Here is a 13,962-nt window from a genome sequence, read left to right on the forward strand (position 1 = left end):
GACCTCTCAGTCGGCGTCCTCGCCCGGTGCGGCCGGTTCATGGACGTAAGGGACGCCGGTGAGCGGCACGCCCTGGGACCAGAACCGCGACAGCCGGCGGTTGAGCGTCACCTCGGCGGCCGGGTCGGCGGGCAGTTGCAGGTGCAGGGCGGTGAGGACGTCGAAACGGTGCAGGTCGAAGGCTGCCGACAGCGCCTCCGCATAGCCGAGAGCCGCCGACACCGCACCGCGGTAGGCGACCCAGGCGAGCGCGAGGAGTACGCCCGCGCTCGTCAGCCACCAGCCGCTGCGGATGAGCAGGATGACGCTCAGCAGCCCCGTGAAGCCCGCCGTGACACTCAGGCGACAGGCCAGGTCGAGCTGGTTGCGCCGGTCGTCGACGACCGCCCGCATCCGGTCGCCGAGCACCGGATAGAGCCGGGGCCACCACGGCACCGCGTCCGCGCCGTACGCCGAGCCCGCGCTCGCCTCGCCGGCGCGCAGCGCGTTGCCGAGCCCGGTGGGGAGCAGCGGCACCGGGCCGGGCGGGTAGCGGCGGCCGAGTTGCCAGGCGGCGACGAGGGCCCGCTGCCGCTCGGTTTCCGCGGGGTCCGGTGGAACCTCCGCGTCCAGGGCGAGGCGGCGCCGGGCACGCTCCTGACCTTTCACGGCGATCCGCGCCAGTGCGCCGGTTCCCCGCGGCCAGTACCCCTCGAGGAGTCGGACGAGCGGCAGTTGCAGCGGCTGCAGGAAGGCCGCGACGAGCAGCGCGATGACGGCGAGCACAGCGAGTTCTGCGGCCGACAGGCCGTGCAGACGGTCGAGCGCGCGGCCCGGATCGATCCGGCCGGTCCGCGTCCGCGCCGCGAGCAAGGCCGTCACGTACAACACGGCGGCGTAGGACGGCAGATAGCCGACGATCGCGAACCGCGACGCGGTGAACTGGCCGGCGCCCTTCGCAAGGCCGGATACGTCACTCATGTGCCGTCCTCGTGCAGTTCCAGCGGCACGTGATGCTCAGGGCACGACAGTGGTGTGGCCGGGTAGCGCGCGACGAGCACCGTGGTGTCCCCCTGCGGGCAGCGGAACTCCAGGAGCGCCCAGGACACCGGGAGACCGGGAAGCGTGGCGCCGTCACCGGTGCCGAGCGCGAAACCGCCCGCCGTCTCGCGCGGCCCCGCGACGGCATCGTCGGCCAGCTGCACGGGTTCATCCCCGGCGGCGTCCACCCACCGGAACATCCGGGCCCCGAGGGCGACGACCACGGCTCGGATTCCGGAGGCGGAGGCGAGCAGTCGCCGCGCGCCGTCGAGGTCACTGTCCTGGAACTCACCGGGAAACCCGTTCCGGCGCACCCACAGCAGCACATCGTCGAGTTCTTCCCGGCGAACAGCCCTCATGGCGCACTCCCCCGCTCGGTGCGCCTGCGGCGCGGTACGGATTCCATATGATGCATGCGCCGCACGGCCGTGTCCGGCGGACGAGCACTCACGCGACTCGAATTCCTGTCCACGTGAGGCCGCACCGGCCGGAGAGCACGCTCCCGCTGCTTTTCGCCATTCATCACCGGGGCGCCGCCTGGCGGGCCGGAGGGCTGTCTCTGCAGGTGAGAGATGCCCAGATCGTTGCGGCTCGTGAGGTCCTGCGCCCGGCAGCACGGGAGTTGGAGCACGTCCGCCGAGGTCAGCAGCCCAGGCTCTCGGTCTCATCGGCGGCCAGGCTGTGCGACGCCCGTGGCTTGATGGCGGCTCGGCCGTGGTCGGCGACGTGGTGATCCATCAGTTTCTGTCAGTGGCCGCTGCTACACCGATTCGAGGAACGAGCCGCGACCGTGGCTCGCCGACGGGAGGGGACACCATGCCGAAGGTGCCGGACGGGTTCCATATCGTACGCGCGCACATCCGCCGTAATCCGAAGCCGCGGAGTGCGAAGCGGATGAGTGGCTGGGTCATCGCGGGTCTGCTGGCCGCCGTCTGGCTGTGGGGGCAAGTGTTCGGGTTCGGCGAGGCAACCACTTCGACGCCGCCCGCGCATCCGCAGCCGACTGCCTCCACTGCGGCCACCCGCTGATGGGGCGCAAGCCGTCCCGTCTGCGGCGCCCGCGCGGAGCGGCCGAGATCCTCTCGGCGGCTGTCGTGGCGCTGGCTGTTCTGTTCCTGGCCGTCCGGATGACCACCGCGGCCGTCGAGGCGCTCAAGGAGGCATGGCCGTTCGCACTGGCCCTCGCCCTGTCGGCGGGCGCCTTCGGGGCCTGGCGGATCGCGCGGGCCGTGCACGGGCGGCGGCGAGACGCCGAGCGGCTGGCCGTGCTGCGGGTCACGCTCGCCGAGTTCGACGCCATGGACGACCGGCAGTTCGAGTGCGCGTTGCGGGACCTGCTGGCCCGCGATGGCTGGCCGGCCCGCCGCGTGGGCGGTGGTGGCGATCAGGCCGCCGACGTCATCGGTGACCATCGGCAGCGCGGCCGGATCGTCGTACAGGCCAAGCACACCCGCGCGGGAGGGAAGGTGGGGTCATCGGTGATGTACGCGGTGAAAGGGACAGCCGGCCCCGTCCACCGGGCCGACCACGCCGTCGTCGTCACCAACGGCACCTTCACCCGGGACGCGACGGCCTGGGGCGACCGGCACGGCATCCACTGGGTCGACCGGGAAAGGCTCCGGCGCTGGGCCGAAGGCGGCACCGCGCTGCACGAGCTTCTTGGTCTTTCCGCACGCATCCGCCGGGGCCGGTTCAAGCGGGCCGCCTGACAGGCGTTCCCATCCGTCACCAACATCCCGGAGGTGTGGTGTTCGATGAAGACGGGTCACTCGACCCTCTGCTGAAATTCCTGCTGTTCGTCGTCGTTGCGCTGGCTGTCGGCAAGGTGCTGTGGAAGTGGCTCACCGAGGACGTCAGCCAATGGATCACCGTGGACCTGTGGCGCCTGATAGCCGATCACCCCTGGTGGACCACGCTCATCGTCACCGGCGGGCTGTCTGCGCTCCTCCTGCTCGCCAAGCTGCTGACCTTCTTGCTCGGCCCCGACACCTACGCCCATCTCGGTGACGGCGAGGCCTACGCATCCACCGCTCCGCCGGGCGAATCGGCAAGCCCAAATGCGCTGACCTTCAAGATGAAGCAGTTCTCCGCGATGAGCGCGACGGGCTTCGAGCAGGCGTGCGCGGACCTCCTGGCCCGCGACGGATTCCGAAACACACGGCGGGTCGGAGGCGCGGGAGACCTCGGCGTAGACGTCAGCGCTCGTGACGACGAGGACCGCCTTCTGATCCTGCAATGCAAGCAGTACCAAAACCCGGTCGGATCAGGGCATGTCCAGAAGTTCAACGGCACAGCTCGCCCTCATCACGGAGCGGACCTCCCGATCATGATCGCGCTGAATGGATTCACTCAGCCTGCGATCGACTTCGCCGCGCACCACGAGCTCATCCTCATGGGCCGTCCTGAACTGAAGAATTGGGCCCATGGACAGCACCTCTACGACGTCTTGGGAATCCAGGACGCAACACGGTGACGTCATTCCGACGTTCCGGGCGACGTCCCGCGTCCGGTCGCTGACCCCGGAGCTCTCGAAGGGGCTCGAGTTCGACCTGGTCGTCCTCGTCGACCCGGAGGAGTTCGGCAAGGGTGTCGAGGGCTCGGTCGACCGCTATGTCGCGATGACCCGGGCGACCCGGCAACTCGTCATCCTCACGAGCTCCTGACGACGGCCAGGACGTGGCAGCCGGGGCCCCGTCGGACGCTCGCGCGGACCGCGACACCACGTGGTCAGGACGGGACCGTGCGATCGCCGTGCGGCACGGGCGGGGAGGCCAGTGACGCCAGATAGTCGTCGAGGAGCTCGACCTGGCGATGGGGTGGGAACGCCGTCGGGGCGAACAGGGCCTGCACCACCAGCCCGAGCACGAAGGCCTGGGCGCCGGCCGCGATGCGCGCCGGGTCTCCGGCGGGCAGTTCGCCGAGCTGTTGGGCCGCGGCGACCAGGTCGCGCAGCCTGTCGCGGCCCTGCGCGTACCTGCGGGCGTGGTCCCCGCTCAGAGCGGGGTCGGCGAGCGCGGCATCCCAGGAGGACACCCAGATCCGGTTGGCGTCGGTGGCCTCTGCGGTCAGCGGCAGGATGTCGAGCATGGCGGCCCGCACGGCGGACAGGCCCGCTCCGGCGGCGCGCCGGGGGCGGGAGGCGCTGCGTTGCTCGAGCAGGTCGAGGGCGTACGCGACCAGGTCGCGCTTGGCGGGGAAGTAGTGGGTGAGCAGGCCGGTGGTGGCGCCGAGTTCGGCGGCGACGGCTCGCAGGGTCAGCCCGCCGAAGCCGTGCGCGGCCAGCACCCGCCAGACCGCCTCGGAGACGTCGCGACGACGGGCCTCGTGGTTCCCCTTGGTGCGTGGCATGCTGCTACCGTACATAACCGTAACGCTTGTTATGCAAATGGGGATCAGCATGTTCTCTCTCCCGCTGCGGGACAACGCCGGCCTCGAGCCGCTGGAGATATGGCACGCCGAGGAGTTCGCCGCCCACATGGACCGGGCCCGCGAGCACATCCGGCCGTGGGTCGGGCCCGCCTTCGTCACCGACGACCTCGACGGAGCGCGGGCCACGCTGGGCCGGTACGCGGAGCGGCAGGCCGCGGACGGCGCCCGCCTGTACGGCATCCGGCTCGACGGCGCACTGGTCGGCGGCGTGATGTTCACGGACTTCAGCGCCGCCTCGGGCTCCTGCGAGATCGGTTGCTGGCTGGAGCCCGCCGCCGAGGGCCACGGCCTGGTCACCCAGGCGTGCCGCGCCTTGCTGGACTGGGCGTTCACCTCCCGGGGGCTGCATCGCGCCGAGTGGCACTGCCGGGCCGACAACGAGCGGAGCTCGGCGGTGGCCGAGCGGCTCGGCATGACGCTCGAAGGCGTACGGCGCGAGTCCTGGCCCTACGGAGGCGCCCGCCACGACAAGCAGATCTGGGCGATCCTCGCCCCTGAATGGCGGGCCGACGGGAACATCGACTCCTGACACCGTTCCTCGCACACAACCGCGCGGCATTGGGGGCCGGCGAGAAGGGGTGCCGTCCGCGCCAACGGAATGTCCGCAGTCCCTACTCGGCAGGCTCCGCGATCAAGGCGGTTGCGACTCGACGGAAGCCGAGCCTGGCGTAGATCCGGGCGACGTCCTCGTCTCCTGCGGACAAGAACACGGTCTCCACGCCCCGTGAGCGGGCATCGGCTACCAGCACCGCGGTGACCGCGAGCGCGAGCCCGCGACGGCGCGCGGCGGGCAAGGTGCCCACCCCGACGATTTCACTGACCGTTCCCACCGGCTGGTGCTGGCCGGCGCACAGCGCCCTTCCGTCCTCCACTGCGGCGGCAACGCACGTCAGGCCCGACAGGATGCGTGCCGCCGTACGGTCCACCGACCCGTCACCGGCGTGGCCACGCACCGCCTCGTCCAGTTCCGGCACACCGGCCGGACCGATGCGGGTTCCGGGCTCGGCGAAGGCCAGGTGGGGAAGAGCCAGCGCGCTCGGCAACACGGGGTCGCCGGGCCCGAGGGTCCGCAGCACCACACCCTCGGCCACCTCGGCCACGGCGCGGGTCGGCGCCTCCGGGCCGAGCACCATCAGGGGGTGCTCGTGCACTACGAGCCCCGTGGCCTCGGCAGCGTCCCGCAGTGAGGGCGTGGTCTCGGCGACCCACTCGAAGCTCTCCGGGATGCCCAGCTCCCGCTGCCGGACACGCACCCGGGTCACATCGTCGGCACTCACCGCTCCGGACCACCCATGGGCAGGGCGTGCGTAAAAGGGCCAGCCCTGTCCCTCCCGGACGAACAGGGTCAGCGGGCCGAAGTCCTCGATCCGGGCACCGGCCCGGGGAACCATGTCGTAGTACTGCTCAAGCCGGTCCAGCAGTTCACGACGACCGTCAAGCTCCATAGATGTCACACCGGGGATACAAGCAGCAGGTCGCGAACCACCGCCACCGCATTACGGCCGGGCCCAGCCGCTGCCGCCCGTCGGGAGCTCGGCCCGGCGGGCGGCGGGAGCGGTTCAGCCGACGTGGACGCGGGGGCGGCGGGTGAGGTCGGGTTCCGCGCGGCGCAGGACCTCGCGGGTGACCGGGGCGACCTCGCCGTCGCCGAAGACGAGGAACCGCAGCAGGTGGCTGAGCGGGTGGCCCTCGGTCCAGTTGAAGTACGCGTGGGGCACCTGACCCGTGCGGTCGCGCAGCTGGAGCAGGACCGCGGCGATGGTGTTGGGCACGCCGGCGCCCTGTACGCGCAGGATCTGGACCCCGTAGCGCTCTTCGCCGGTGACGGTGACGTCGGCGGCGAAGTCGGAGGAGTCGCGCACGGTCACTTCGAGGAAGAGGACGGGCCCGCCGCTCGGGATGTGGGTCTCCTCGCGCTGGGTGTACTCCTTGGTGCGGTACTCGGCCGCGTTGCGCTCGTCCGGTTCGTTGGCGATGACGCGCAGGGGCCCCGAGCGGGCGGCGTCGTCGATGAGGCGGGCGGCGGCCTCGTCGAAGGTGACGTCGGCGGCGCGCAGTTCGAAGGCGCGGTGGATCCGGGAGGCGAGCGAGGTGATCAGGATGCCCACGATGAACATGGACGCGATCTTCAAGCCGTCGGGACGTTCGATGACGTTGGTGACGAAGGTGTAGGCGAAGACGAGGGTGATGAAGCCGAAGCCGATGGTGGCGGTGCGGTGCGCGCGGTGGCGGGCGGCGATGGTGGCGGCGAAGGACGCCGACAGCATCAGCACGAGCACGCCGGTGGCGTAGGCGCCGCCCTGGGCGTCGACGTCGGCGTTGAAGAGGTAGGTGACGGCGAAGGCGATCGCCATGAAGAGCAGCACCAGCGGGCGTACGGCTCCGGCCCACTCCGGTGCCATTCCGTAGCGCGGGAGGTACCGCGGGACGAGGTTGAGCAGCCCGGCCAGTGCGGAGGCTCCGGCGAACCACAGGATGGCGATGGTCGATATGTCGTACACCGTGCCGAAGGCCTCGCCCAGGTGCTGGTGCGCGAGGTAGGCCAGTGCGCGGCCGTTGGCCGCGCCGCCCTTCTCGAACTCCTTCGCCGGGATGAGGATGGTGGTGGCAAGGCTGCTCACGAGCAGGAACCCGCTCATCATCAGGGCGGCGGTGGTGAGCAGCTTGCGGGTGTCACGGATCCGCCCGGCGGGCTTCTCGTAGGCGTCGGTGGCATCCCCGCGGACCTGCGGCATGACGGCCACGCCGGTCTCGAAGCCGGACATGCCCAGCGCGAGACGGGGGAAGACCAGCAGGGCCACACCGATCATGGCTATGGGCGAGGAGTGCTCGGCGGTCGCGGCGTGCCACCAGTCGTCGATGACGACCGGTTCGCCGATGATCTGCCAGACCGCGCTGACGAGCACGACGACGTTGAGGACGAGGTACACCGACACCAGCACGACGGCCACGTCGATCGCCTCGCGGAAGCCCTTGAGGAAGACCGCGCCGAGGGCGGCGATCAGCACCAGGGTGATCCACATGCTGCCGCCGTGCATCCAGTGCGGCGCGAAGGGGTTCTCCACGGCATGCGCCGAGGCGTCCGCCGCCGACAGCGTGATGGTGATCATGAAGTCGGTGGCAGCGAAGCCGAGCAGCACCAGCACGAACAGCTTCCCCGCCCACCAGGGCAGCAGCCGCTCGAGCATGGCGATCGAGCCCTCGCCGTGCGGGCTCTCCTTCGCCACCCGACGGTAGACGGGCAGCGCCCCGAGCAGCGTGAGCGCGATCAGCACGAGGGTCGCCAGCGGCGAGAGCAGCCCGGCGGCGAGCGCGGCGATGCCCGGCTGGTAGCCGAGCGTCGAGAAGTAGTCGACGCCGGTCAGGCACATGACACGCCACCACCGGTGGCCCTTGTGCTCGGCCGGCGGGGTGCCGTGCGGCCCGGGGTGGCGGGCCGACTGCTCGCTCAGCCCCTCCAGGAGCCAGGCCCGCCAGGGGCGGGTGACTGGTTCCGGTTCGGGCGCTTTGTCGACCTGTGTGGCGGTCATTGCTGTGGTCCCCTGTAAATCATTCGGGCAAGAGGAGCGAGTATCCATCAGGCCTCCGTCCGCCTGTCCCTCGGGGTTCACAACAGCGGACCGTCACGTGCCGGGACCCACCGCTTCATGGCGCCGTACGGCTACCGCCCCGCGAGGTCCGTGCCGGTCGCGTCGGCGAGCAGCTGGACCAGTTCACGGTGTCCGAACCGGTTGGCGTCGTCCAGGGGCGTGCCGCCCCAGCGGTCGACCGGTTGCGGGTCGACCCCCATGGACAGGAGGAATTCGACGATGTCCCGGTGCCCCTCGGCCGCGGCCAGGTGCAGGGCGGTGCGCCCGTCGTAGTCGGCGGCGCCGAGGGGGACGTTGCAGGCGGTCAGCCGGCGGATCTCGTTGAGGTCGCCCTGGCTGGCGGCGAAGCACAGCCCCACGATGCCCTCGATGGCGCTCTGCTGACGCCTGAGGCGGGGGTCGCGCTTGCCGGACCCCGCGCCGGTGCCGGTGAGCAGGTCGTAGGTGTGGACGTTGTAGCAGTCGACCAGGCCGCGGCAGACCTCGATCCCCCGCACCGAATTCCCGTGGGCGTCCAGCCGGGGCGACCAGATGGCGATGCCCATCAGCTGGGGCACGACCAGCATCAAGGCGCCGGAGACCCCGCTCTTGGCGGGCAGACCGATGGTGAAGGCGAACTCGCCGGAGAAGTCGTACATGCCGCACGAGGACATCAGCGACAGGCAGTGGCGCACCGTCCGGGCGGAGAACACGGGGTCCTCCGTCAGCGGGCACACCCCGGCATTGGCCAGGGAGGCCGCGGCGACGGCCAGCTGCTGTGCGTCGACCTCGATCGAGCAGCACTGGAAGTAGAACTCCAGGGTGGCCAGCAGATCTGTGCCGGACGGGAAGGCGCCGCGTTCCCGCATCGAGTAGCCGAGCGCGAAGTTGCGGTCGGCGGTGTTGCGCTCGGATAAATAGACGGAGTTGTTGAACCCGACGCCGCGGCCTCCCGCGAGCCGCTTCCAGGTGTCGGCCACGAAGTCGAAGCGGTCCGCGGCGTCCAGGCCGCGCTGGATGAGGGAACAGCTCATGATGGCCCCGGCATTTATCATCGGGTTGTGCGGCAGCCCCGCCTTGTTGAAGGTCAGCTCGTTGAAGCCCTGCCCGCTGGGCTCCCGCCCCACATGGCGGTGGACGGTGTCGGGCCCGTGCTCCTCCAGGGTCAGGCAGTAGTTGACAGTCTTCGACACCGACTGCAGGCAGAAGTTCACGTCCGCATCACCGATCGAGAAGCGCTGCCCGTCCACCGTGCACACCGAGATCGCGAACTGGTCGGCGTCCACCCGCGCGAGCTGGGGGATGTACGCGGCGACGGCGCCCCTGCGGTCGGCGCGGACCTCCTGGTAGATGCGCTGGAGGTCGGCCACGAGCGCGGGGAAGTCGGGAACCGCGAGTTCGCCGCGGGCGGCCCGTTCGATGATGCCGCGGTTGCGCTGGGTGGCGGCGGCGAACTCCTCGGCGGCCAGCAGCCACGGTTCGGCCGGCGGCGGGGCGGGGCGGGCGCGGTCCAGGTTGGCGACGGTCTCGGCGATCCTGGGGTCGTCGGGCAGAATGCCCGTCCGGCGCAGCACGTTCAGCAGCCGGTCGGGAGAGAGCCTGCCGGAAGAGCCCTGCTCGAAACAGCCGAAGGCGCCCGCATGCGCTGCTCCCTGGTGGGGATCGGTCCCGGGTGGTGTGGAGGAACGGTCCGCAGGCCGCTTCCCGTTCTTCGCAACAGCCAAGGACCCCCTCCGATCAGCCGCGGCAGGCGGAGCCTCGCGCGCCCCTGCCGGTGACCCGGGGGCGCTCCCGGCCGATGGGGTGCATTGCCCCCAGAAATCCCTGCCGCACCGACGATTCCCGGCCACCGGTGGCGAAAACCAGCCGCGCCGAGACCGGCGCATTCCGCCCGGTGGTGCGGTTGCGAACATCAGGGCGCTCCACTCCCCGCGCGCCCTCCACCCGCGAAACGCTCCGGCGCGCGCCGGTCGGCGCCACGAGCGGTGGCAGTACCGGGCCGGAGGGTCCGCCACCGGTCCGAAACTCGCCCACGCATTTTCGTCGCACCCATTGAACGGGCGGACGCGGCACCGATTGCATGGTCCTGCCCGGAAATGTTCCGACTGTCAGACACTCTCTGGCAGGCGTCTCGTGGAGGGGGTATCCGTGCGTAAGCCCAGGGCGCGTACGGCAGGAGCCAGACCAAGAGCGGAAGCATCCAGAGCACGGCACGGCATATCCGGTGCGGCGGCGCTGATCGGCGCCGCCGCACTCGTCGTTTCCGCGGTGCCCGCGAGTGCGGCCACGGCGCCGCCTTCCGGTCCGGGGGAGGTGATCCAGGGGCAGCGCACCGCGACGCCCGCGCTGGTGAGCGGCATCCGGGAGCGGGTGAGAGCGGCGGGGAGCGCCGCCGACGCGGCGCGCGGATATCTCGCGGACAAGGAGAGCCGCTACCGGATCGCGCGTCCGGACCGGGACCTGGAGCCCGTGCGGACCACCATCGCGGGCCACTCGGAGGCCGTACGGCTGCAGCAGAAGCACCGGGGAGTGGACGTCTTCGGCGGCCAGTACGTCGTCCGGATGGAGACGAAGGACGGCGAGCGCGTCGTCACCGGCACCTCCGGCAAGTACTTCACCGGGCTGAAGGTCGCGGTCGAGCCCGGGGTCGACGAGAAGCTCGCGGTCGAGCGGGCGGTCGGCGCGGTCGAGGCGCAGCTCGGCCCGTGGCGGCCCGGCCGGGGCGGGAAGGACGAGGGGCCGGACGAGGTCGAGGAGCCGCTGACCGGCACCGCTCGCGGGCTGGTCGTCCTGCCCAGGGGCGCCGGTGTGCTCACCCGGCATGTCACCGTGCGGGGCACCGACCCGGCCACCGGGGCGCCGGTGCTGCGCGAGGTGTACGTCGAGGCGCGGACCGGGTACCCGGTCCTCCAGTACAGCGGCATCAAGACGTTCGCCAAGCCGTCCGACAGGGCGACGGCCGGGGCCAAGGAGGCTACTGGAGCCGGGAGTTCACCGGAGCGAAAGGGCCGCCCCGCCCTTGCGCAAGGCGCCGGTGGGACGCAGGGCTCCGGCGTCAAGCTCGACGGGAAGGCCGTCGGACTACAGGTGGAACGCGACGATTCGGGCAAGGCGTACGTGCTGCGCGACCGCACCCGGTCACAGGACGGCGGCGACAGGAACCGGATCTCCACGTGGGACGCGCGGGGCCGGAGCCTGTCCGAGGTCTCGGGCGTCTGGCCACCCGGCCTCAAGGAGTTCGGATCACCGGACCCGGCCTTCGGCAAGGAGGCGACCGAGGCGGGCGCGGTCGACGCGCACTGGGGCGCCGGCAAGGTGTACGACTACTACAAGGAGGTCCACGGCCGGAACAGCCTGGACGGCCGCGGCATGGCCGTGAACTCCCTGGTGGGCATCGGCTGGGGGTACGCCGACGACGCCGTCTGGGACGGCACCAAGGTGATCTACGGGAGCGGTGACGGCGAGTACCGCCCGGCCTCCGCCGCGCTGGACGTCGTGGGCCACGAGATGACGAACGGCGTCATCGAGAGCAGCGCGAACCTCGTCCACGCGGGCCAGTCCGGAGCGCTCGGCGTGGCGGTGGCCGACTACTTCGGCAACGCCGTCAAGACCGACGCGTACGGCGTCCCCATGGACAGCCCGGACTCCGGGCTGATAGGCGAGGCGCTGTGCCGGACGAAGGGCCCCCGTGAGTGCGCCACCCGTGACCTGAACGACGGCAGGACCACCTCCAAGTCCTTCCTCGGCGTGGCGTTTGCGACCGACAGCGGCGGTGTGCACCTCAACTCCACGATCTTCTCGGGCGCCCTGTGGGACATCCGCAAGGACCTCGACCGCACGCTCGCCGACAGGATCGTCTACAAGGCGCTCACCGAGTACATGACCCCGCTCGACGGCTTCACCGAGGCCCGCGCGGCGGTCATCGCCGCGGCGAAGGACCTCAAGGTCGCGGACAAGGACCTCAGGTCCGTCGAGCGCGCCTTCGACGCCCATGGCATCGTGCCCGGCTGGGAGCAGGCCATGGGCGTGGACTCCGACCAGCTGCTCGGCAGGATCAACACGGACGGCTACACGTCCGTGGGCGCGGGCGGCGGCTGGTGGGCCGCGTCCAAGTCCAACGACGACGGCTCCGAACCGTACTCGGTGTGGGCCGGGCGCCTGGACGGCACCGGTGAGAAGAAGCTGATCAGCCCCAACGACGGGCGTTTCCACACGGATCCGGCGACCGACGGCAAAACCGTGGTGTGGCAGGCGTACCGGGGCCTCTCCTCGGACGTCCTGGCACGGCCGCTCGCCGGCGGGCCCATCAGGAAACTGTTCTCCAACTCCGCCAACCTGGGCCGTATCTCCTCGCTGAGCGTCGAGGGGAAGATCGTGACCTTCACCGCCCACCAGCACCGCGGCGGCCCGCGTGTGATGTACCTGCGGATGGGCGAGACCGACCCGGTCGCCGTGCCCCCGGTCCCCTGGAGCCGCTACGCCGGCACGTCGGACGCATCCCTCAACAACGGCCGGATCGCCTTCTCCCACTTCCACCGCGGGAACAAGGGGTGGCAGTACGACACCGAGGTCCTGGACACCGCCACCGGCAAACGCACCACGATGCAGCAGCTCGGCACACCGGACACCGTCGGCCGTACCGCCATCACCGGCGCGTACGTCTACTGGCTGGCCGGGAACGACCCGAACAGCGGGCTGACCGCGGTGCGCCGCGCGAACCTCGACGGCACCGGCACCGTCGACATCAGTCCCGGTGCGGGCAAGGACGCGCTGCAGGGCGTCACCCTGACCGCCTCCGACGACGCGGTGACCGTCGGCACGCGGACGCCGGACACCCGCCCGAGCAACGAGACGCTCGGCAAACTGTGGCAGTTCTCGCCGGACGGCTCACGCAGGAGCCGGGTCTCCTGCAACCGCGGCGAGCAGCTCCGGCCCACCGCCGCGGGCGGCCGACAGGTGGTGTGGCTCGACGCCACCACCGGCTACACCGACCTGCTCACCCGCGCCCGCCCGGCGGGCAACTGCGGCTGACCTCCGCCGGCACCCGGCCCGGGGCGGACCCTCCCGAAGCGAACCGCGGAGTCTCGGCGGATCACATGGTCTAGGTTGATCGCCAGAAATGACGTCTCATCACGGGGGTTCCCATGGACGAGCTGATACCCGGACCGGACGGCCGGGTGACGGCGCTGGCGGAGCAGGCGCGGCTGGGTCGCTGGCGGATGGCGGCCGCCAACAAGAAGGGCCGCATCGGCAAGGCCTGGGGCGACGCGCGGCTCCACCTGTACGAGGAGGGTCTGGTCGTCACCGATCCCGAGGGCGGCGAGTGGGTGTTCCGCTGGGAGTCGATCAGCGTCCTCCAGAACCTGAGCACAGTCAACGGCTCGATCAGGGACGCCGCGTACACGCTGATCGACCCGAGCGGCGCCGCGCTGACGATCGGGCCCGGCACGCACGGTCTCTTCAAGCGCGATCTGGCGGCCGCGGGCGTGCTGTCGTACACGCGCGGCCCCTGGGTCCGGTACGAGGGGCAGTGGGGTCCGGAGATCCAGAAGGGCATACTGCGCACACAGGGGCAGACGGCGCTCGAACGGCTGGGCAGGGGCGAGACTCTGAGGTTCGGCCATGTCTCCCTCGACCGGGCCGGCGTGTCGTACAAGGGGAAGACCGCTGCCTGGACGGAGATCACCGAGGTCAGCGTGTCGAACGCCTCGGTGTGGATCCGCGACGCCCGGGGACGCAGCCTCCTGAACGCCGCCAGCGTCCGCAAAGTCGCCAACCTCTACCTGCTCCTGGCCCTGGCGGACCGACTACGGGGCTGACACCCCTGCGCGGCCGGGCGGGGTCCAGAGCGTCGAGCGGGCCGCCGAGTGACGCCCTGCACGAGGACCACTACGATCGGGCCATGGATTCGCTGCGCCGCAGCCACCGCACGCTTCAGGCCCTC

General features: G+C 71.1%; 12 protein-coding genes and 1 pseudogene. 7 read left to right on the forward strand and 6 right to left on the reverse strand.

Annotated elements, in window-relative coordinates:
* Positions 1 to 6: 6 nt before the first annotated feature.
* Positions 7 to 960 carry a hypothetical protein gene (locus ABD269_RS12750; protein ID WP_344117944.1) on the reverse strand — a complete coding sequence of 318 codons (954 nt, stop codon included), beginning with the start codon at positions 958 to 960 and terminating at the stop codon, positions 7 to 9.
* Positions 957 to 1,379 carry a hypothetical protein gene (locus tag ABD269_RS12755; protein WP_344117945.1) on the reverse strand — a complete coding sequence of 141 codons (423 nt, stop codon included), beginning with the start codon at positions 1,377 to 1,379 and terminating at the stop codon, positions 957 to 959. Before ABD269_RS12755 ends, ABD269_RS12750 begins: the two co-directional genes overlap by 4 nt.
* Before the next feature lie 457 nt (positions 1,380 to 1,836).
* On the opposite strand from ABD269_RS12755, the gene ABD269_RS12760 reads away from it, so the two are divergent.
* From ABD269_RS12760 to ABD269_RS12775, 4 genes and pseudogenes are all read left to right on the forward strand, one after another.
* Entirely contained in the window at positions 1,837 to 2,049 is a 213-nt protein-coding gene (locus ABD269_RS12760) for a hypothetical protein (RefSeq protein ID WP_344117946.1), read from the forward strand.
* Positions 2,049 to 2,729 (forward strand): restriction endonuclease, encoded by a 681-nt coding sequence (locus ABD269_RS12765; protein ID WP_344117947.1) that lies wholly within the window; start codon positions 2,049 to 2,051, stop codon positions 2,727 to 2,729. The genes ABD269_RS12760 and ABD269_RS12765 overlap by 1 nt, the downstream gene beginning before the upstream one ends.
* Before the next feature lie 38 nt (positions 2,730 to 2,767).
* Entirely contained in the window at positions 2,768 to 3,493 is a 726-nt protein-coding gene (locus tag ABD269_RS12770) for a restriction endonuclease (protein ID WP_344117948.1), read from the forward strand.
* Between the two features lie 7 nt (positions 3,494 to 3,500).
* Positions 3,501 to 3,683, forward strand: a pseudogene (locus ABD269_RS12775) (ATP-binding domain-containing protein); the annotation flags it as partial.
* Between the two features lie 64 nt (positions 3,684 to 3,747).
* On the opposite strand, the gene ABD269_RS12780 reads toward ABD269_RS12775, so the two are convergent.
* Positions 3,748 to 4,368 (reverse strand): TetR/AcrR family transcriptional regulator, encoded by a 621-nt coding sequence (locus ABD269_RS12780; protein ID WP_344117949.1) that lies wholly within the window; start codon positions 4,366 to 4,368, stop codon positions 3,748 to 3,750.
* A 49-nt stretch (positions 4,369 to 4,417) separates the two neighbouring features.
* Between ABD269_RS12780 and ABD269_RS12785 the strand changes: the two genes are divergently transcribed.
* Positions 4,418 to 4,978: a GNAT family N-acetyltransferase gene (locus ABD269_RS12785; RefSeq protein WP_344117950.1), complete on the forward strand. Its 561-nt coding sequence runs from the start codon at positions 4,418 to 4,420 to the stop codon at positions 4,976 to 4,978.
* An 82-nt stretch (positions 4,979 to 5,060) separates the two neighbouring features.
* Here ABD269_RS12785 and ABD269_RS12790 read toward each other — a convergent pair whose 3' ends face one another.
* The 3 genes from ABD269_RS12790 to glsA form a co-directional block, all read right to left on the reverse strand.
* Positions 5,061 to 5,894, reverse strand: coding sequence for a GNAT family N-acetyltransferase (locus ABD269_RS12790; protein WP_344117951.1), 834 nt, complete (start codon positions 5,892 to 5,894; stop codon positions 5,061 to 5,063).
* A gap of 114 nt (positions 5,895 to 6,008) precedes the next feature.
* Entirely contained in the window at positions 6,009 to 7,979 is a 1,971-nt protein-coding gene (locus ABD269_RS12795; RefSeq protein WP_344117952.1) for an APC family permease, read from the reverse strand.
* Between the two features lie 131 nt (positions 7,980 to 8,110).
* The gene (gene glsA, locus ABD269_RS12800) at positions 8,111 to 9,742 is read right to left on the reverse strand and encodes a glutaminase A (RefSeq protein ID WP_344117953.1); all 1,632 of its coding nucleotides are present in this window, start codon (positions 9,740 to 9,742) and stop codon (positions 8,111 to 8,113) included.
* Positions 9,743 to 10,166: 424 nt separating this feature from the next.
* On the opposite strand from glsA, the gene ABD269_RS12805 reads away from it, so the two are divergent.
* Both ABD269_RS12805 and ABD269_RS12810 read left to right on the forward strand, forming a co-directional pair.
* Positions 10,167 to 13,049, forward strand: a complete 2,883-nt coding sequence (locus ABD269_RS12805; RefSeq protein WP_425572885.1) for a M4 family metallopeptidase — start codon at positions 10,167 to 10,169, stop codon at positions 13,047 to 13,049.
* Between the two features lie 113 nt (positions 13,050 to 13,162).
* Positions 13,163 to 13,837 (forward strand): DUF6585 family protein, encoded by a 675-nt coding sequence (locus ABD269_RS12810; RefSeq protein WP_344117954.1) that lies wholly within the window; start codon positions 13,163 to 13,165, stop codon positions 13,835 to 13,837.
* Positions 13,838 to 13,962: the final 125 nt, after the last annotated feature.

It is taken from the genome of Streptomyces blastmyceticus (genome assembly GCF_039521185.1).
Lineage (GTDB): Bacteria > Actinomycetota > Actinomycetes > Streptomycetales > Streptomycetaceae > Streptomyces > Streptomyces blastmyceticus.

What these genes read in the sequence shown, in the direction of transcription:
- ABD269_RS12755 (WP_344117945.1), bottom strand. Translation starts at nt 1,379, where the DNA reads ATGAGGGCTGTTCGCCGGGAAGAACTCGACGATGTGCTGCTGTGGGTG.
- ABD269_RS12795 (WP_344117952.1), bottom strand. Translation starts at nt 7,979, where the DNA reads ATGACCGCCACACAGGTCGACAAAGCGCCCGAACCGGAACCAGTCACC.
- ABD269_RS12750 (WP_344117944.1), bottom strand. Translation starts at nt 960, where the DNA reads ATGAGTGACGTATCCGGCCTTGCGAAGGGCGCCGGCCAGTTCACCGCG.
- ABD269_RS12790 (WP_344117951.1), bottom strand. Translation starts at nt 5,894, where the DNA reads ATGGAGCTTGACGGTCGTCGTGAACTGCTGGACCGGCTTGAGCAGTAC.
- ABD269_RS12780 (WP_344117949.1), bottom strand. Translation starts at nt 4,368, where the DNA reads ATGCCACGCACCAAGGGGAACCACGAGGCCCGTCGTCGCGACGTCTCC.
- ABD269_RS12765 (WP_344117947.1), top strand. Translation starts at nt 2,049, where the DNA reads ATGGGGCGCAAGCCGTCCCGTCTGCGGCGCCCGCGCGGAGCGGCCGAG.
- ABD269_RS12760 (WP_344117946.1), top strand. Translation starts at nt 1,837, where the DNA reads ATGCCGAAGGTGCCGGACGGGTTCCATATCGTACGCGCGCACATCCGC.
- ABD269_RS12785 (WP_344117950.1), top strand. Translation starts at nt 4,418, where the DNA reads ATGTTCTCTCTCCCGCTGCGGGACAACGCCGGCCTCGAGCCGCTGGAG.
- ABD269_RS12810 (WP_344117954.1), top strand. Translation starts at nt 13,163, where the DNA reads ATGGACGAGCTGATACCCGGACCGGACGGCCGGGTGACGGCGCTGGCG.